Genomic DNA, 18495 nt, shown 5'->3' with positions numbered 1-18495 from the left:
GACGGCGGGGAGATCAGCTGCGGGAACTTGTCCTTGAGGGCGTCGACCGTCTCCATGGTCTCGTCGACCGAGAGGGTGGTCTGGGAGAGCCAGACCACCCGGGAGGGGTCGCGGACCTCGATCTTGGCGACGTCCTCGGGGCCGTCGACGAGCTGGATGTGGTCGGGGGCCTCGCCGGAGGTGCCGATGACCTCCTCGTGGCCCTCGTGGCCGATGAGGAGGATGTCGAAGTCCTCCTTGGCGTAGCGGATGGCCTCCTTGTGGACCTTGGTGACCAGCGGGCAGGTCGCGTCGATCGTCGCGAGCCGGCCCTGGCGGGCCTCCTCGTGGACGGTCGGGGCGACGCCGTGCGCGGAGAACATCACGATGTTGCCCGGCGGGACCTCGGTGGCCTGGTCGACGAAGATCGCGCCCTTCCGCTCCAGCGTCTGCACCACGTACTTGTTGTGGACGATCTCGTGGCGGACGTAGACGGGCGCCCCGTACTGCTCCAGGGCCTTCTCGACGGCGATCACGGCACGGTCCACGCCCGCGCAGTAGCCGCGGGGCGCGGCGAGCAGGACACGCTTCGGACGGTCGGTCGCGGTCGGGGCCGCGGGGGCGGACTCGGGCGTCGGCGCGGGCGTTGCAGTCATGCGTCCCATCGTAAGGCCGCGTCGGTCAGCGGTGAGAGCGCGGCCGTGGCCGAAACTGACGCCATGGCTGAGAAAGCGCAGGTGAACGGCGAACCGGCGGGGTCGCCGGACCATGAGGGGCTCCGTCGGAGTCTCGGATTCCGCGACCTCGTGGTCTATGGACTGCTGTTCATCGCCCCCATGGCTCCGGTCGGCGTCTTCGGCACGCTCGACGCGAAGTCCCACGGCGCGGTCGCACTGGTGTACGTCGTGGCGACGGTGGCCATGGCGTTCACGGCCTTCAGCTACGCGCAGATGGTCCGGGTCGCCCCGCTGGCCGGGTCGGTCTTCGCGTACGCCCGCAAGGGGCTCGGCGAGGGTCCCGGCTTCATCGCCGGCTGGATGGCGATGCTCGACTACCTGCTCATCCCGGCCGTCGCCTATCTCTTCGCGGGGATCGCGATGGAGGCGCTGGTGCCGGAGGTGCACCGCTGGGTGTGGACGGGGATCGCGGTGGTGGTGACCACGCTGCTCAACCTTTGGGGGGTGCGGGCCGCGGCCCGGGTCGGCTTCGCGGTGCTGGCCATGGAGATCGTGGTGCTGCTGGTCTTCGTGGTGTCGGCGGTGGTGGTGCTCGTACGGGACGGGGCGCAGCGCGACTGGTGGTCGCCGCTCACCGGCGACGGGGCCTTCTCGCTCGCGGCGGTGTTCGGCGCGGTGTCGGTGGCGGTCCTGTCGTACCTCGGCTTCGACGCGATCGCGACCTTCGCGGAGGAGGTCACCGGCGGCTCGGCGAAGGTGGCACGGGCGCTCCTCTTCTGCCTGGTCCTGGCCGGTGTCCTCTTCGTCGCGCAGACGTGGCTGGTGGCACTGCTCGAACCGGTCTCCTCGGCGGAGCTGGCGGCCGATCCGGGGCGGCAGGGCTCCGCCTTCTACGACGCGGTGGACGTCTCGGTCGGCGGGTGGCTGCACGATCTGGTGGCCGTGTCGAAGGCGATCGGCGCGGCGTTCGCGGCGCTGGCCGGGCAGGCGGCCGGCTCCCGGCTGCTCTTCGCGATGGGCCGCGAGGGGCGGCTGCCGCACGCGCTGGCGCGGACCGACTCGGGCGTGCCCCGGGTGGCGCTGCTGGTGTCGGCGACCGTGACGATGGTCGCGGCGGTGTGGGCGGCCCGCCGTGACGACGGCCTGGACCACCTGGTGTCGGTGGTGGACGTCGGCGCGCTGACGGCCTTCGTGCTGCTGCACGCGAGCGTGGTGGGCTGGTTCGCGGTCCGGCGGGCGGAGGGGGAGCCGCATTGGCTGCGGCACGTGGTGATGCCGGTGGTCGGCGCGGCGATCCTGGTCGCGGTGATCGTGGAGGCGTCGGTGGCGGCCCAGGTGGTGGGCGTGGTCTGGCTGGGCGTGGGCCTGGTGGTGCTGGCGGTCCAGGGGGCGGGCCGGGGACCGGTCGGCGGGTGAGAGCCGCGGGCCGGGGGCCGGTCGGTGCGTGAGAGCCGCCCTCGCCGCGGCGGGGCGGCGGGGCGACGGCGGGGCGGCGGGGCGGCGGGCGCGGGGGATCTCGTGGACGGCGCGGGGGATCTCGTGGACCGGACGCGCCACCCGCGCGGCTCCCGCCGCGCCACCCGGACCTGATTTCCCCGCCCGCGCGGCGCTGACGTTGTCGGAGGGCGCGGTTACGCTCGGTGCATGGGTCTGACTACGTCCGCCGAAGCGCCGCTGCCCGTGGGTGAGGTCTCCCGGATGATCGGGGGGTGGATCGACCGGCTGGGGGCGATCTGGGTCGAGGGGCAGATCACGCAGCTCTCGCGACGCCCCGGTGCCGGGGTCGTCTTCCTGACGCTGCGGGATCCCTCGTACGACATCTCCATCGGGGTGACCTGCTATCGGCAGGTCTTCGACGCGGTGGCCGACGTGGTGTCCGAGGGCGCCCGGGTCGTCGTGCGCGCCAAGCCGGAGTGGTACGCGCCGCGCGGGCAGCTGTCGCTGCGGGCGGTGGAGATCAAGCCGGTCGGGATCGGCGAGCTGCTGGCCCGCCTGGAGCAGTTGAAGCGGGGGCTGGCGGCCGAGGGGCTGTTCGCGCTCGACCGGAAGCGGCCGCTGCCGTTCCTGCCGGGGCTGATCGGCCTGGTCTGCGGCCGGGCGTCGGCCGCCGAGCGGGACGTCCTGGAGAACGCCCGGCGCAGATGGCCCGCGGTCCGCTTCGAGGTGCGCAACGTCCCGGTGCAGGGCGTGAAGGCGGTGCCGCAGGTGATCCAGGCGGTCCGCGAGCTCGACGCGCACGAGGAGGTCGACGTGATCGTGGTCGCCCGGGGCGGCGGCAGCGTCGAGGACCTGCTGCCCTTCTCGGACGAGCAGCTGATCCGCGCGGTGGCCGCGTGCCGGACGCCCGTGGTGTCCGCGATCGGGCACGAGCCGGACTCCCCGCTGCTCGACCTCGTGGCGGACCTGCGGGCCTCCACGCCGACCGACGCGGCGAAGAAGGTCGTGCCGGACGTGGGCGAGGAGCTGGAGCGGGTGCGCGGGCTGCGGGACCGGGCGCTGCGGACCGTCCGGGGTCTCCTCGACCGCGAGGAGCGGGGGCTCGCGCACGCGCTGGCCCGGCCGGTGATGGAGCACCCGCAGCGGATGGTGGAGGTCCGGGAGGACGAGCTGGACGCGCTGCTCGCGCGGAGCCGGCGGGTGCTCGGGCACCTGCTGGACCGGGCGGACTCGGAGCTGGCCCACACCCGCGCGCGCGTGCGGGCGCTCTCCCCGGCGGCGACGCTGGAGCGCGGGTACGCGGTGCTCCAGCGGGCGGACGGGGCGGTGGTCCGCGCGGCGGAGGAGGTCGCGGAGGGCGAGGAGCTGCGGGCCCGGGTGGCGGACGGCGAGTTCACGGTGCGCCGCGCCTAGACCGGACGGGTCGGACGGGTCGGGTGCGCGCAGGCCGGGGCCCGGCGCGGGAGCACGAGAGAGACGGCATGAGTCACGGAGACGGAGAAGACATGGCAAGCGGTACGGAGACGGCGGCGGCGCTCGGTTACGAGGAGGCCCGCGACGAGCTGATCGAGGTCGTCCGGCGGCTGGAGGCGGGCGGCACGACGCTGGAGGAGTCGCTGGCGCTCTGGGAGCGGGGCGAGGAGCTGGCGAAGGTCTGCCGGCGCTGGCTGGAGGGCGCCCGGGCCCGGCTCGACGCCTCGCTGGCGGCCGAGCGCGCGGAGGAGGAGTCCGAGGAGTGAGAGCCCCCGCGACGGCGGGGAGCGGTCCGGTTAGACTGGCGGAAGTGAAGCGGATCACTATCCGGATCAGATAGTTGAACATTCACCAACCTTGGGCGTACTGTCGGGACATCGCCCGGGATTCCCCGCCGGGCGGCCCCGTGCAGTCCGGAAGGTACGCAGCATGTCCCTCGTTCTCGACCCCGTCGCCCAGGACCTCCTCTTCCGCGAGGCCCGCACCGCCAACACGTTCACCGACGAGCCGGTGACCGACGAGCAGGTCCAGGCGATCTACGACCTGGTGAAGTACGGCCCCACCGCCTTCAACCAGACCCCGCTGCGCATCACCCTGGTCCGCTCCCCCGAGGCCCGCGAGCGCCTGGTCAAGCACATGGCCGAGGGCAACCAGGCCAAGACCGCCGCCGCCCCCCTGGTCGCCATACTCTCCGCCGACAACGAGTTCCACGAGGAGCTCCCGGCCCTCCTCCCGCACTTCCCGCAGGCCAAGGACCTCTTCTTCGCCGAGCGCCCGGCCCGCGAGGGCTCCGCCCTGCTCAACGCCGCCCTCCAGGCCGCGTACTTCATCGTCGGCGTCCGCGCCGCCGGCCTGGCCGCCGGCCCCATGACCGGCCTCGACTTCGCCGGCCTCCAGAAGGAGTTCCTGGACGACGACCACACCCCCCTGATGGTCGTCAACATCGGCAAGCCCGGCGACGACGCCTGGTTCCCCCGCTCCCCGCGCCTGGCCTACGACGAGGTCATCACGACCGTCTGAGTCCCGCGCGCACACGAGAGAGCCCCCCGACGCCCTGCGCCGGGGGGCTCTCTCACGCCCTGGGGGGGGGACCGGCCGGCCCCTCGGGGATCAGACCTGCTTGGACCGGAGCGCGCCCGCCATCCGCGCGAGCGTCTCGAAGGACGCCGTACCGGTCACGACCGTGGTCGCCCCGTCCTCGGTCCGCACCAGCGCGTCGTACTTGGGGCCCTCCCAGCGCTGCCAGACCTGACCGGCCACCGTCTGCGTCTTCCCGGTGTCCTTCGCCTGGTGAGTGACCTTCGGCACGTACTTCTTCGGCTCCGTGGTCGACTGGTTCACCGAGACGTACTGGGTGTCCGGCGAGAGGAAGCCGAGCTGCCAGGCGTTGCCCTGCTCGCGCTTGTACGAGACGACCGTCGCCTTCCAGCCGTCGCCCAGGCCCTCGGGCGCCAGGACCGGGTAGGGCGCCGCGCGCTGCGCGGTGATCAGCTCGACCCGGTAGTCCTTCGCCTTCACCGGATCGGCGTTCTCGTCGTGCGGGATGAAGAGATACATGACCCCCGCGGCGACCATGATCACCCCGAGGGACTGGAACATCCCGCGTACCGTCTGCCTGCCTCGCTTAGCTGCCACGCCCCATATGGTCGCATCACGGTCCCGCGCTCATACGTGGACCCCTCTGCTCAATTTGTCGACCTGGCGATAGAGTCGCAGCACCCTCCTTTTTTCCGGCCGTCGTCGTACAGAAAGGTGCGCTCCGATGACCGAGCACCACCTGCCCCCCGCGCTTGAGGTCTCTCCCGAGGCTCCCGACCGCAACCTCGCCCTCGAACTGGTCCGCGTGACCGAGGCCGCCGCCATGGCCGCCGGCCGCTGGGTCGGCCGCGGCGACAAGATCGGCGCGGACGGCGCCGCGGTCAACGCGATGCGGACCCTCATCTCGACCGTCTCGATGAACGGCGTCGTCGTCATCGGCGAGGGCGAGAAGGATGAGGCGCCGATGCTCTTCAACGGCGAGCGGGTCGGCGACGGCACCGGCGCCGAGGTCGACATCGCCGTGGACCCGATCGACGGCACCACCCTGAACGCCAAGGGCATGCCGAACGCCATCGCCGTGCTCGCCGCCGCCGACCGCGGCTCCATGTTCGACCCGTCCGCGGTCTTCTACATGGACAAGCTGGTCACCGGCCCCGAGGCCGCCGACTTCGTCGACATCAACGCGCCCGTCTCGGTCAACATCCGCCGGGTCGCCAAGGCCAAGGGCATGCAGGCCGAGGACGTCACCGTCGTCATCCTGGACCGCCCCCGCCACGAGGGCATCGTCAAGGAGATCCGCGAGACCGGCGCCCGGATCAAGTTCATCTCCGACGGCGACGTGGCCGGCTCGATCATGGCCGCCCGCGAGGGCACCGGCGTCGACCTGCTGATGGGCATCGGCGGCACGCCCGAGGGCATCATCTCGGCCTGCGCCATCAAGTGCCTGGGCGGTGTCATCCAGGGCAAGCTGTGGCCGAAGGACGACGCCGAGCGCCAGAAGGCCCTCGACGCCGGCCACGACCTCGACCGGGTCCTCACCACCACCGACCTCGTCCGCGGCGACAACGTCTTCTTCGTCGCCACCGGCATCACCGACGGCGAGCTGCTGCGCGGGGTGCGCTACCGCTCCGAGACGGCGACCACCCAGTCGCTGGTCATGCGCTCGAAGTCCGGCACGATCCGCCAGATCGACTCCACGCACCGGCTCTCGAAGCTGCGCGCGTACAGCGAGATCGACTTCGACCGCGCGAACTGACCCAGGCCCGACGACGGCAGCGAAGAGGGGCGCCCCCTGTGCGGTGGGGCGCCCCTCTTCGCGTACGGCATTCCGAGTGCGGCCCGTCAGCCGGCCTGGGCGACCCGCTCCGCCGCGGCGGCCTTGCGGAGCTCCACGTCGCGGCGCCGGCGCCGGGCCAGGACCACCCGGCGCTCGGCCGCGGTGAGCCCGCCCCACACGCCGTAGGGCTCCGGCTGGAGCAGCGCGTGCTCGCGGCAGTCGACCATCACGGGGCAGCGCGCGCAGACCCGCTTGGCGGCCTCCTCGCGGGCCAGCCGCGCGGCGGTCGGCTCCTTGGAAGGGGCGAAGAAGAGCCCGGCCTCGTCCCGGCGGCACACCGCCTCCGCGTGCCAGGGGCCGGCCTCGTCCTCCCGCGCGGGAGCACGCTGGGGCGGCACGGCGGCTACCGGGAGGGGCTGATGCGGCAGTTGCAGCACGGTCTACTCCTGACGACGGCTTCGCGAGCGAGCAGCGATGCACGAGCCCTACCCGCTGTGCGCGCGCCTATGCACTGCGTGCGGCTCCCATCCGGAGTCCGGACCCCCGCCGACGCATTCCGGTCAACTCCTTGACCGAAACCCGTCGAAGGATCAGTGGCCCAGGTGCTTGCGGAGCTTGGTCTGGAGATCGACGACCCACTTGCCGCGCTTCGGTCTCGCCTCCACGTTCCCCAGCAGGGCGTAGCCGTTGACCACGACCAGCGGCGCCTGCGGGTCGACCCCTTCCAGGGTCGTGACCTCGAAGTTCCCGAGGATGCCGGTGCCGGAGCCGCGCAGGCTGATGTTCTCCGGGACGCGGATCTCGACGTTCCCGAAGATCGAGGTGGCGTTGATGGTGGTGAGCGGCTGGGCGAAGATCGCCTCGGTCAGGTCGATCTCGATGTTCCCGAAGATCGCGAAGGCGTTGGTGCGGCGGGCGACGCGCCAGCGGCCCTTGCGGGTGGTGCTGGAGAACACCGCGAGCAGCTGGTCCGCGTTCCCCTCCGCGTCCTCCGGCCCGTACGCCGCCGGGGCGGGGTCCGCGCGCGGCGCGGACGGAGCGCCGCCGGCGGCCGGCAGGTCCCGCACGATCGGCTCCAGCTCGCCGACGGTCTTCGCCCGGTAGACCGCCTCGACCCGCTCGGCGTGCTCCTCCGCGTCCAGCCGGCCCTCGGCGAGCGCCTCCGCCAGGATGTCCGCGATCCGGTCCCGGTCGGCGTCCGAGGCCCGCAGCGCGCCCTGCGGATCGGCGTACGCCGGAGCGGGCGCGGCCGGGGCCGCGGGGGCGACGGGCGGCACGGGGGCGGCAGGGGGTACCGGAGCGGCAGGGGGTACCGGAGCCGCGGGGAGTGTGGAGGCGGCGGGGGGCTCCGGCGCGACCGGCGGGGCCGGGGCCTCGGGCGAGGCCGGTGCCTCGGCCGGGACGGGGGCGGAGGGCTGCGCGGGGGCGGGCTGCTTTTCGAGGTCCACGTATCCACCCTGACACACGCGATAGATCGCGACCAGGGCTTAGATCCCCCATCTCTCCCCTAAGGGACGCGGCCGTGGGTGCGGACGGACGGGACGGGGCATGTGACGGCCGCTCAGAACGGAGCGCGAGCGGAGCGGACACCCACCGGGAAGGGCGCCCGCCCCGCCCACCCGCGCGCACCCGCGCACGCCCATCCAGGCCCCCACCCACCCACGCCCGTCCGTCCGTCCGCCCACCCGTCCACCCCCTCCCGCCGCCGCCTCCCGCCGCCGCCTCCCGCCACGGAACACTCCACTTCGGCGCGGTCCCGGACCCCGGTGAGCCTTACCTCACAGGATCGGGGCCGCGCCCTCGTTCTACGCTGGAGGGCGCGCCCGCCAACGGAGGCGACGCGCTGCTGTCTGCCGAGTGAGGAATGGCTGCCGTCATGCCAGAGTTTGCGTACTCCGATCTGCTCCCCGTGGGAGAGGACACCACGCCCTACCGCCTGGTGACCGCCGAGGGCGTCTCCACCTTCGAGGCCGACGGCCGTACGTTCCTCAAGGTCGAGCCGGAGGCGCTGCGCAAGCTGGCCGCCGAGGCGATCCACGACATCCAGCACTACCTGCGCCCGGCCCACCTGGGCCAGCTGCGGAAGATCATCGACGACCCGGAGGCGTCGGGCAACGACAAGTTCGTCGCGCTCGACCTGCTGAAGAACGCGAACATCGCCGCCGCGGGCGTCCTGCCCATGTGCCAGGACACCGGCACCGCGATCGTCATGGGCAAGCGCGGGCAGAACGTGCTCACCTCCGGGCGGGACGAGGAGGCCCTTTCGAAGGGCATCTACGACGCGTACACCAAGCTCAACCTCCGCTACTCGCAGATGGCCCCGGTCACCATGTGGGAGGAGAAGAACACCGGCTCGAACCTGCCCGCGCAGATCGAGCTGTACGCGACCGACGGCGGCGCGTACAAGTTCCTCTTCATGGCCAAGGGCGGCGGCTCGGCCAACAAGTCCTTCCTCTACCAGGAGACGAAGGCCGTGCTCAACGAGGCGAGCATGATGAGGTTCCTGGAGGAGAAGATCCGCTCGCTCGGCACGGCCGCCTGCCCGCCGTACCACCTGGCGATCGTGGTCGGCGGCACCTCCGCCGAGTTCGCGCTCAAGACCGCGAAGTACGCCTCCGCGCACTACCTGGACGAGCTGCCCACCGAGGGCGACGCCGCCACCGGCCACGGCTTCCGGGACAAGGAGCTGGAGGAGAAGGTCTTCGGGCTGACGCAGCGGATCGGCATCGGCGCGCAGTTCGGCGGCAAGTACTTCTGCCACGACGTGCGGGTGGTCCGCCTCCCCCGGCACGGTGCCTCGCTGCCCGTCGCCATCGCCGTCTCCTGTTCGGCCGACCGCCAGGCCGTCGCGAAGATCACCGCCGAGGGCGTCTTCCTGGAGCAGCTGGAGACCGACCCGGCGCGCTTCCTGCCGGAGACCGAGGACACCCACCTGGACGCGGGCGACGTCGTGCGGATCGACCTCAGCCGGCCGATGGACGAGGTCCTCGCCGAGCTGACCAAGTACCCGGTCAAGACCCGTCTCTCGCTGACCGGCCCGCTGGTCGTGGCCCGTGACATCGCGCACGCCAAGATCAAGGCGCGGCTCGACGCCGGCGAGGACATGCCGCAGTACATGAAGGACCACCCGGTCTACTACGCGGGCCCGGCGAAGACCCCCGAGGGGTACGCCTCCGGTTCCTTCGGCCCGACGACGGCCGGCCGGATGGACAGCTACGTGGAGCAGTTCCAGGCGGCGGGCGGCTCGATGGTGATGCTCGCGAAGGGCAACCGCTCGCAGCAGGTGACCGACGCGTGCGGCACGCACGGCGGCTTCTACCTCGGTTCCATCGGCGGCCCGGCCGCCCGCCTCGCCCAGGACTGCATCAAGAAGATCGAGGTCCTGGACAACGAGGAGGACGGCATGGAGGCCGTCTGGAAGATCGAGGTCGAGGACTTCCCGGCCTTCGTCGTCGTCGACGACAAGGGCAACGACTTCTTCCAGAACCCGGCGCCGGAGCCGACGTTCACGCACATCCCGGTGCGGCAGGGCTCCCAGCTCTCGTAACCCGCGGTAGTACCCGCGGTGGCACTCCCCCCGCGCTCGACCCGCCCCTCGGTCCGCATGGACCGGGGGGCGGTGTCGTCCTCCGCTCGGAAAGTCGCTACCGAGCGGTAGCCAGCCGGTCACTTACTGGTCAGTATGGGTCGCGAGCATGTCAACCACTGAGACGGTCGACCACTCGGGAGCCCCCCATGCCCAACGCCAAGTCCGCAGCCACCGCCACCGGCGTCCTCGGCCTCACCGCCCTCCTCGTCGTCGGGCCCGTGCCCGCGGCCTCCGCCGCCGACCCGGACCGCCACCTCACCTCCGCCGCCACGATCGAGGGCGTGGACTACACGACCTGGCGCCGTGACGTGGCCGCCGTCGTCGCCGAGGCCCGTCCGTACATCGAGGAGCGCGCCGAGGACGCCGACACCGAGCAGCAGGCGATCGTCCTCGACATCGACAACAGCTCCCTGGAGACGGACTTCCACCCGTTCTGGGAGCTGCCGACCCCGGCCATCCCCGAGATCCACTCGCTCGTCCGGGACGCGCACGCGCGCGGGGTGAAGGTCTTCTTCGTGACCGCCCGCCCCGGCATCATCCACTCGCTCACCGAGTGGAACCTGAAGAAGGTCGGCTATCCCGTGGACGGGCTGTACGTGCGCTCGCTGCCCGACCTGTTCGCCGAGGTCAGCGCGTACAAGACCGAGAAGCGCGCCGAGATCGAGGCCAAGGGCTACACGATCATCGCGAACATCGGGAACAACACGACCGACATCGTCGGCGGTCACGCCGAGCGCGCCTTCAAGCTGCCGGACTACGGCAAGCTGTCCTGACCCGTCAGCGGGTGAGGTGGAACTCCAGCCGTGAGTGGTCCCCGTCCGGCGTGGAGCGGATGTAGCCGCGGACGTCCTTGAAGTCGCCGGTGCCGCCGGTGACGGCGATGTCGTACGCGGCCGGAGCGTCGTCCGTGGGGTCGACGGAGAGCAGCGTCTGCCCGGAGATCTGGCCGCCGGGCCCGCCGTTCAGGACGAAGGTGCCGACGCAGAGCAGGTCGGCCGGGTTTCCGGCGCGCACCACGGTGCAGCCGACGCCGTCCCGGCCGACCGACTCGCCGCCCTTGGTGCGGGAGAGGTCGTCGGCGAAGGCGAAGGAGTCGCCGACCTCGGGCGCCTGGGTCTCCTCGCCGCCCTCGTCCGTCGGGACCTCCTTGGCGTAGAGCGTGAACTCGAACCCGTTCGCCGCGGGCTCCGGCGCGGCGGCCACCGGCGCGGCGGCCGAGAAGGCGACGGCGGCGACCGTCGCGGCGCCGAGCGCGCCGATCCTCCTGAGGGTGCGGGTCATGGGCTGCCTCCCTGGCGGGGTACGGGCTCTCCCCCCGCGGGCCGTCCTCACAGTGTGGGGCCGCCGTCCGGGTGACGCACCCGGGCGAGGACGATGGGGCCATGCCAGGTAGAGCCCCCTTTCTCGGTACCGCCCTGCTCGCGGCGGCCCTGCTGACCTCCTGCGGTACGCCCCCGCGGCCGGCGGCGCCCGCCGCCGCGTCCGCCCCTGCCGCGAAGCCGCCGACGCCCTCGGCCTCCCCGAGCGTCCTGCGCTCCCTCGGCGGCGCCGGCACCGCGTGCGTCCTGCCCGTCTCCTTCTCCCTCACGGAGGACTGGGAGCCCGAGGAGGTCGAGGCGCCCGACGATCCCGACTTCGCGGCCCTCACGAAGCAGGGCCCGGCGACGATCGTGTGCGAGGCCAAGGCGGAGGGGACCCCGCACATCGGCTTCCTGCGGGTGTGGACCGCGCCGAAGGGCCCGGTCCGGCCCACGCTGGAGGCCTTCGTGAAGGCCGACAAGACCAAGGGGATCGCCCTGAGCGACCTCAGGGTGGGCGGGGTGCCCGCCGTCGAGGCCCGCTACGCGGTGTTCAGCGGGCTCACGGAGGAATGGCGCGAGGGGCGGGCCTTCGCGCTCTCGACCGCCGGGGGCGTGGTCGTGGTGGAGCTCGGCGGCCTCGACTCCGAGGAGGAGGACATGATCGCCGCCTACGAGGCGGTGAAGTCGAGCGTCGAGGTGGCGTGACGAAGGCCGTGGCCTCCGGCCTCACGCCGGACGAGAGCCGCAGCCTCCGGCCCCGCACCCGGCGAAGGCCGTGACCTCCCACCCCGCACCGGACGAAAGCCGTGGCCCCTGGCCCCGCACAACACGAAGGCCCCGGTTCCCCGCCCCGCACAACACGAAGGCCGTGGCCCCCCGCCCCGCACCGGGCGGAGGGCCACGGCCGCTCGGGGGCTAGGCGAACTTCTGGTTCGCGGAGCCGTTGCAGGTCTGGAGCCGGACGGGCTCCTTCGCCGCCCCCTGCGTCAGGCAGAGGCCTGTCGCGGCGGCGGGCCGGATCGTGGCGCCGTCGCGGACGAACCTCTGGTTGGCGGCGCCGCCGCAGTTCCAGACGATGAGCGCCTTGCCTGCCTGGTAGGCGGCTCCGGGCACGTCCAGGCAGCGGTCCTGGGTGAGTTCGGTGTGGACGGTCCTTCGGGTGGAGTCGTACCACCAGCCCTGGTTGCGGCCGCCGTGGCAGTCCCAGCCGAGGACGGCGGTGCCGTTGGCGGACTCGGAGGCGTCGACGTCGAGGCAGTTGCCGGTGGCCTCGTTCCGCAGCGGCGCGAAGACGTCGTCCCAGGCGACCGGGAAGAGCGTCGGGGTCCCGGAGGAGTTGACGTCGGCGCAGCTCGCCTCGCGCAGGCCGGAGGCGTAGAGCTGGGTCAGGCAGGAGGCGAAGGCGGCGTGCCCTGCCTTGTTGGGGTGGAAGGACTGGCGGGTGGAGTTCTCGTCGATGCCGCCCGGCTTGGAGAGGTCGATGTAGAGGCCCCGGGCCCAGGTGTCCTCCATGCAGACCTCGTGGCCGTGGAAGAGCCGCGAGTTGTCGAGGTAGACGGCGCCGGTGGAGGCGGCGACCCTGCGCATGCCGCGCTCGAAGGCCGGGACGGCGGTGTTGCGGCCCCACTTGGTGTCGGAGTCGTACCCCATGCCGCCGCAGACCAGCTTGCCGGGGAAGTTCGGGTTGTCGCGGAAGTCCGGGCCGATCGGGCTGGGGTAGCCCATGACGACGAGCTTGTAGTCGCCGTCGGTGTACCCGGCGTCCCGCATGACCGTCCTCAGGTCGCGGACGGTCTGCTCGACCTTGGGGACGAGGGCGTCGACTCGGGCCTGCCAGCCGGCGGCGTACTTGGGCTCGCAGGCTCCCTGGCTGAGCACGTACCGGGTGACGCAGTCGGTCATGACGGGGCCGAACTGGAGGTCGTCGTTGGCCCCGGCGACCAGCAGCACCATCTTGATGCGGGTGTTGCGGGCCTTGATGGCGAGGTTGTCGCTCTGGACCAGTTCGTCGGCGTACTGCTTGCTGCCGCCGATCCGGATGTTGCCGGTGTAGCCGCCGGAGCAGGACACGTTGAAGGTGAGGTCGGCGGCGATCCCGGTGCGGTGGATGGCGGCGTCGGGCGAGCGGTGGCACCAGTTGGTGGGGCCGTTGGTGGGGGACTCGTAGCTGCCGATGCCCTCGCCGGAGATCTCGCTGTCGCCGAGCGAGATCAGCCCGGTCCTCCGCTGGTCGAGGGGGCGTTCCTCGGGGCTTCCGTAGATCCTGGTGGCCTCGGCGGCCCGGATGGTCTCCAGGGCCGGGGGCAGGGGTACGGAGGCGACGGCGGCCCTCGTACCGGTCTCGGCCGCTCCGGCGGGGGCGGCGGTGAGGGAACCGAGTGCGGCGGCGGCTGCCGCGACGGCGGCGATGGGCCACCGGAGTCTGTACCTGGTGCGCGTCATTGCGCCTCCTGGAAGTGGGGTTACCCACGGTTTTTACTGGCCGGTACACGCCTTGGGAATACATCGAACAAGACAAGTGCTCATCTTTTCGAGGATGTTGGGGAAGCAGGGCACGCCCGGGAGGACGAACGACCATGAACGACACCGACGGCAACCGCGCCGGCCACGAGGACGGCCACCGCGTCGAACACGCCGGGGGCCACCGCGTCGAACACGCCGAGGACTACCGCGTCGAGCACGACTCGATGGGCGAGGTCAGGGTCCCCGTCCACGCCAAGTGGCGGGCCCAGACCCAGCGGGCCGTGGAGAACTTCCCCGTCTCCGGGCAGCGCCTTGAGCGCGCCCACATCGAGGCGCTGGCCCGGATCAAGGCCGCCGCCGCGAAGGTCAACGCCGAGCTCGGCGTGATCGACCGGGACCGGGCGGAGGCGATCGCCGCCGCCGCCGGGGAGGTCGCGGAGGGCCGCTGGGACGACCAGTTCCCGGTCGACGTCTTCCAGACCGGATCCGGCACCTCCTCCAACATGAACACCAACGAGGTCCTGGCCACCCTCGCGGGCGAGCGGCTCCCGGCCGACCGGGCCGTCCACCCCAACGACCACGTCAACGCCTCGCAGTCGTCCAACGACGTCTTCCCCTCCTCCATCCACATCGCCGCCACCGCCGCCGTCACCCGCGACCTGATCCCCGCCCTCGATCATCTGGCCACCGCCCTGGAGCGAAAATCGGCCGAATTCGCGACGGTCGTGAAGTCCGGCCGTACGCATCTGATGGACGCCACCCCGGTCACCCTGGGCCAGGAGTTCGGCGGCTACGCGGCCCAGGTGAGGTACGGGATCGAACGGCTCCGCTCCGCCCTCCCCCGGCTCGCCGAACTCCCCCTCGGCGGGACCGCGGTGGGCACCGGGATCAACACCCCGCCCGGCTTCTCCGCCGCCGTCATCGCCGAGGTCGCCCGCGCCACCGGCCTGCCCTTCACCGAGGCCCGCGACCACTTCGAGGCCCAGGGCGCGCGGGACGGCCTGGTGGAGACGTCCGGCCAGCTCAGGACCATCGCCGTCTCCCTCACCAAGATCGCCAACGATCTGCGCTGGATGGCCAGCGGCCCCCGCACCGGACTGGCCGAGATCAACCTCCCCGACCTCCAGCCCGGCTCCTCGATCATGCCCGGCAAGGTCAACCCGGTGATCCCCGAGGCGGTCCTCATGGTCGCCGCCCAGGTCACCGGCAACGACACCACGGTCGCGGTGGCCGGCGCCGCCGGGAACTTCGAGCTCAACGTGATGCTCCCGGTGATGGCCAAGAACCTGCTGGAGTCCGTACGGCTCCTCGCCAACGCCTCCCGGCTCCTCGCCGACCGCACGGTCGACGGGATCACCGCCAACGCCGAGCGCGCCCGCGAGTACGCCGAGTCCTCCCCCTCCGTCGTCACCCCGCTGAACCAGTACATCGGCTACGAGGAGGCCGCCAAGGTCGCCAAGAAGGCCCTCGCCGAGCGGAAGACCATCCGCGAGGTCGTCCTGGAATCCGGCTACGTGGACCGCGGCGACCTCACCCTCGGACAGCTCGACGAGGCCCTCGACGTCCTGCGCATGACCAGGCCGTGACTCCGGTCGCGGTCGGATACGCCCCCGGCCGTGACTCCGGTCGCGGTCGGGCACGGCCCCGGCCGCGACCCACGGACGGCCGCGGTGTGAAGCCCGGCCGTCCCCCACGTGACTCAAGCGTGACGCGTACCGCAGCGCCGGTGGGAGCGCGCCCCTAAGATCTGCGCATGACAGGATCGGACGGATCGGGCGACATCCAGCACTGGGCGCCGGGGGAGCACATCCTCTGGCGCTACCGCGGCAACGGCACCGAGGACGTGCACATCTGCCGCCCGGTGACCGTCGTGCGCGACACCCCCGATCTGCTGGCCGTGTGGATGGCACCCGGCACCGAGTGCGTCCGGCCGGTGCTCGCCGACGGCACCTCCGTCCACGACGAGCCGCTCGCCACCCGCTACACCGCGCCCCGCACCACCGAGCGCGCCCGCTGGGCCGGCAGCGGCGTCCTCAAGCTCGCCCGGCCCGGCGAGCCCTGGTCGGTCTGGCTGTTCTGGGAGCGCGGCTGGCGCTTCCGCAGCTGGTACGTGAACCTGGAGGAGCCGCGCCGCCGCTGGTCCGGCGGCGTCGACTCCGAGGACCACTTCCTCGACATCTCCGTCTACCCCGACCGCAGCTGGCTCTGGCGGGACGAGGACGAGTTCGCCCAGGCCCAGCGGGCCGGGCTGATGAGCACCGGCCAGGCCGCCCGGGTACGGGCCGCGGGCGCGGCCGCCGTGGAGCTCGTGGAGAGATGGGGAGCCCCCTTCCGGGACGGCTGGGAGGAGTGGCGGCCCGATCCCGCCTGGACCGTTCCCGCCCTGCCGGCCGACTGGGATCGCACCCCGGCGCACACGGCGCCATGAGACCCTTGATGCGCCCCCGGGGTCCAAACGTAGGATCGTCCTCCGCACGGCCCGCACCGGGCGAACACGACGTCACCGAGCGAACGCAGCACAGCAACTGACCACACGTCACCGCACGTCATCGATGAGGGGGAGAGCAGTGCCGCAGCTGTGCCCGGGTGCCGCGCCCCCCGCCCCTGCCGCCGTCCGCGGAGCGACCGCGTCCCCCGCGAACACCTCTTCCGAGGGGTTTATCCCCGGCAAAGGCGCGGCATCGGCGAGAAGAGCGAGTGCATCGCACCACCGGCCCGGACGGACGGAATCCCACGCGTGACGGAGCATCCCACCTCCCACGAAGGCCGGCAGCCCCTGGCCGACCGGCCCCAGGAACAGACGCGGCCCCGTCAGGAGGCCGCGCCCGCCGGCCTGCCCTCCGACATCCCCGCGCAGCCCTCGGCGCAGGCGCAGGCCCCGGAACCTTCCGCACCGGCCGGAGCGGCGGCGCAGCAGGCGGCCCCGCCGCCCGCGCCGGGCGGACCGGCCGCGCCCGCCGTCGCCGTCTCCATCACCCCCGGTACGGCCCCGGCCGGGCGCCGGGAGGGCGACCGGCTGCGGTTCGTGGGCGCCGCGACCCGGCGGATCGCCCGCGGCCTCGACCTGGACGAGATCGTGCTCGGCCTGTGCCGCGCCACCGTGCCGGCCTTCTCCGACGAGATCCTGGTCTACCTCCGCGACCCGCTGCCGGTGGGCGACGAGCGGCCGGTGGCGCCCTTCGTGCTGCGGCTGCGCCGCACCGACCGGCTGCGGTTAACACCGGACGTGGAGGGCGACGAACTCGTCCTCGTACCCGATCCCGACCCGACCCCGGCCGCCGAGCTGTGCGAGGTGCGCTCCGGCAGCGCCCTCGCCGAGGTGCTCCGCGGGGTCCGGCCGGTCTTCGGCGACTCCGCCGCCGCCCGGACCGCGCTCGGCGAGCTCCTGGGCTCCGACCACCCGCTCCCCAAGGGGCTGCGAGCGATACTGGCGCCGCTGCGCGGCCGCCGCCGGGTGATCGGCGCCGCCGTGCTGCTGCGCCGGGCCGAACAGCCCGCCTTCGAGCCGGACGACCTCCTCGTCGCCGCCCAGCTGGCCACCCACACCGCGCTCGGCATCGACAAGGCGGTGCTGTACGGCCGGGAGGCGTACATCGCCGACGAGCTCCAGCGGACCATGCTGCCGGACTCGCTGCCGCAGCCGACCGGCGTCAAGCTCGCCTCCCGCTACCTCCCGGCCGCCGAGACCGCCCGGGTGGGCGGCGACTGGTACGACGCGATCCCGCTGCCCGGCAGCCGGGTCGCCCTCGTCGTCGGCGACGTCATGGGCCACTCCATGACCTCGGCCGCGATCATGGGCCAGCTGCGCACCACCGCGCAGACCCTGGCCGGGCTCGACCTGCCGCCGCAGGAGGTGCTGCACCACCTCGACGAGCAGGCCCAGCGGCTCGGCCAGGACCGGATGGCGACCTGCATGTACGCGGTGTACGACCCGGTCTCGCACCGGATCACGGTCGCCAACGCCGGCCATCCGCCGCCGATACTGCTCCACCTCGACGGCCGCGCCGAGGTGCTGCGCGTCCCGGCCGGTGCCCCGATCGGCGTGGGCGGCGTGGACTTCGAGGCGGTCGAGCTGGACGCCCCGGCGGGCGCGACGCTGCTGCTGTACACGGACGGCCTGGTCGAGTCCCGGCTGCGGGACGTCTGGACCGGCATCGAGCAGCTGCGGGAGCGGCTCGCGGCGGCCGCCCAGCTGACCGGCCCCGACCACGCGCCGCCGCTCGAAGCGCTCTGCGACGACGTGCTCGACATGCTGGGACCGGGCGACCGGGACGACGACATCGCGCTGCTGGCGGCCCGCTTCGACGGGATCGCGCCGAGCGACGTGGCGTACTGGTTCCTCGAACCGGAGGACGCGGCCCCGGGCCGGGCCCGCCGGCTCGCCCGCCGCGCCCTGGCCCGCTGGGACCTGGAGGAGCTGACCGACTCGGTCGAGCTGCTGATCAGCGAGGTCGTGACCAACGCCGTGCGGTACGCGGAGCGGCCCGTGACCCTGCGGCTGCTCAAGACCGACGTCCTGCGCTGCGAGGTCGGCGACGACTCCCCGCAACTGCCCCGGCAGCGGCGGGCGCGCGAGACGGACGAGGGCGGGCGCGGCCTGTTCCTGGTGAACCGGCTGGCACGGCGGTGGGGGGCGACCCGGCTGTCGGGCGGCAAGGTGGTCTGGTTCGAGCTGGCGACGCGCGTCTGATCCTGTATCCAATATCCGGGATCCAGAATCCAATATTCGGGATCCCGGACGCAGGATCCAATATCCGGGAT

The 18495-nt window shown here is 72.7% G+C and carries 17 protein-coding genes; 11 read left to right on the top strand and 6 right to left on the bottom strand.

Translation table 11 applies throughout. From position 1 onward, the window contains the following. Window positions 1–644 (bottom strand): 4-hydroxy-3-methylbut-2-enyl diphosphate reductase (gene ispH, locus ACF1BN_RS34690; protein ID WP_392335564.1); only part of this gene is annotated, 644 nt, incomplete at its 3' end. Between the two features lie 54 nt (window positions 645–698). Between ispH and ACF1BN_RS34685 the strand changes: the two genes are divergently transcribed. The 4 genes from ACF1BN_RS34685 (at window position 699) to ACF1BN_RS34670 (ending at window position 4586) form a co-directional block, all read left to right on the top strand. Next, the gene (locus ACF1BN_RS34685) at window positions 699–2072 is read left to right on the top strand and encodes an APC family permease (protein WP_392335563.1); all 1374 of its coding nucleotides are present in this window, start codon (window positions 699–701) and stop codon (window positions 2070–2072) included. A 228-nt stretch (window positions 2073–2300) separates the two neighbouring features. Continuing rightward, window positions 2301–3506 carry an exodeoxyribonuclease VII large subunit gene (gene xseA / locus ACF1BN_RS34680; RefSeq protein ID WP_392335562.1) on the top strand — a complete coding sequence of 402 codons (1206 nt, stop codon included), beginning with the start codon at window positions 2301–2303 and terminating at the stop codon, window positions 3504–3506. 92 nt (window positions 3507–3598) lie between these two features. Further along, window positions 3599–3832 (top strand): exodeoxyribonuclease VII small subunit, encoded by a 234-nt coding sequence (locus tag ACF1BN_RS34675; RefSeq protein ID WP_392335561.1) that lies wholly within the window; start codon window positions 3599–3601, stop codon window positions 3830–3832. A gap of 163 nt (window positions 3833–3995) precedes the next feature. Next, window positions 3996–4586 (top strand): malonic semialdehyde reductase, encoded by a 591-nt coding sequence (locus ACF1BN_RS34670; RefSeq protein ID WP_392335560.1) that lies wholly within the window; start codon window positions 3996–3998, stop codon window positions 4584–4586. Window positions 4587–4676: 90 nt separating this feature from the next. Here ACF1BN_RS34670 and ACF1BN_RS34665 read toward each other — a convergent pair whose 3' ends face one another. After that, entirely contained in the window at window positions 4677–5201 is a 525-nt protein-coding gene (locus tag ACF1BN_RS34665) for a DUF4245 domain-containing protein (RefSeq protein ID WP_392335559.1), read from the bottom strand. Window positions 5202–5328: 127 nt separating this feature from the next. On the opposite strand from ACF1BN_RS34665, the gene glpX reads away from it, so the two are divergent. Further along, window positions 5329–6360 (top strand): class II fructose-bisphosphatase, encoded by a 1032-nt coding sequence (glpX, locus tag ACF1BN_RS34660; protein ID WP_392335558.1) that lies wholly within the window; start codon window positions 5329–5331, stop codon window positions 6358–6360. An 86-nt stretch (window positions 6361–6446) separates the two neighbouring features. Here the strand turns inward: glpX and ACF1BN_RS34655 are convergent, their stop codons facing one another. Together ACF1BN_RS34655 and ACF1BN_RS34650 are read right to left on the bottom strand one after the other, a co-directional pair. Continuing rightward, window positions 6447–6818 carry a WhiB family transcriptional regulator gene (locus ACF1BN_RS34655; RefSeq protein WP_392335557.1) on the bottom strand — a complete coding sequence of 124 codons (372 nt, stop codon included), beginning with the start codon at window positions 6816–6818 and terminating at the stop codon, window positions 6447–6449. A gap of 153 nt (window positions 6819–6971) precedes the next feature. Then, on the bottom strand, window positions 6972–7658 hold the full coding sequence (locus ACF1BN_RS34650; protein WP_392335568.1) for a DUF1707 domain-containing protein: 687 nt from the start codon (window positions 7656–7658) through the stop codon (window positions 6972–6974). A 599-nt stretch (window positions 7659–8257) separates the two neighbouring features. Here ACF1BN_RS34650 and ACF1BN_RS34645 point away from each other — a divergent pair. Further along, the gene (locus ACF1BN_RS34645; protein WP_392335556.1) at window positions 8258–9928 is read left to right on the top strand and encodes a fumarate hydratase; all 1671 of its coding nucleotides are present in this window, start codon (window positions 8258–8260) and stop codon (window positions 9926–9928) included. Between the two features lie 188 nt (window positions 9929–10116). After that, window positions 10117–10743, top strand: a complete 627-nt coding sequence (locus tag ACF1BN_RS34640; RefSeq protein ID WP_392335555.1) for an HAD family acid phosphatase — start codon at window positions 10117–10119, stop codon at window positions 10741–10743. Window positions 10744–10747: 4 nt separating this feature from the next. Here ACF1BN_RS34640 and ACF1BN_RS34635 read toward each other — a convergent pair whose 3' ends face one another. Next, window positions 10748–11251: a dirigent protein gene (locus tag ACF1BN_RS34635; protein WP_392335554.1), complete on the bottom strand. Its 504-nt coding sequence runs from the start codon at window positions 11249–11251 to the stop codon at window positions 10748–10750. A gap of 101 nt (window positions 11252–11352) precedes the next feature. On the opposite strand from ACF1BN_RS34635, the gene ACF1BN_RS34630 reads away from it, so the two are divergent. Continuing rightward, window positions 11353–11976, top strand: coding sequence for a lipoprotein (locus ACF1BN_RS34630; protein ID WP_392335553.1), 624 nt, complete (start codon window positions 11353–11355; stop codon window positions 11974–11976). Window positions 11977–12186: 210 nt separating this feature from the next. Here the strand turns inward: ACF1BN_RS34630 and ACF1BN_RS34625 are convergent, their stop codons facing one another. Further along, window positions 12187–13713, bottom strand: a complete 1527-nt coding sequence (locus ACF1BN_RS34625; protein ID WP_392335552.1) for a ricin-type beta-trefoil lectin domain protein — start codon at window positions 13711–13713, stop codon at window positions 12187–12189. Window positions 13714–13847: 134 nt separating this feature from the next. Between ACF1BN_RS34625 and ACF1BN_RS34620 the strand changes: the two genes are divergently transcribed. The 3 genes from ACF1BN_RS34620 (at window position 13848) to ACF1BN_RS34610 (ending at window position 18424) form a co-directional block, all read left to right on the top strand. Continuing rightward, window positions 13848–15320 (top strand): class II fumarate hydratase, encoded by a 1473-nt coding sequence (locus ACF1BN_RS34620; RefSeq protein WP_392335551.1) that lies wholly within the window; start codon window positions 13848–13850, stop codon window positions 15318–15320. A gap of 167 nt (window positions 15321–15487) precedes the next feature. Beyond that, window positions 15488–16162 carry a DUF402 domain-containing protein gene (locus tag ACF1BN_RS34615; protein WP_392335550.1) on the top strand — a complete coding sequence of 225 codons (675 nt, stop codon included), beginning with the start codon at window positions 15488–15490 and terminating at the stop codon, window positions 16160–16162. Between the two features lie 309 nt (window positions 16163–16471). Continuing rightward, on the top strand, window positions 16472–18424 hold the full coding sequence (locus ACF1BN_RS34610) for a SpoIIE family protein phosphatase (RefSeq protein ID WP_392335549.1): 1953 nt from the start codon (window positions 16472–16474) through the stop codon (window positions 18422–18424). Window positions 18425–18495: the final 71 nt, after the last annotated feature.

Source organism: Streptomyces sp. NPDC014861, from assembly GCF_043081625.1.
Lineage (GTDB): Bacteria > Actinomycetota > Actinomycetes > Streptomycetales > Streptomycetaceae > Streptomyces.
Note: the sequence above shows the minus strand (reverse complement) of the source record. Positions and strands in the feature narration are given on the sequence as shown.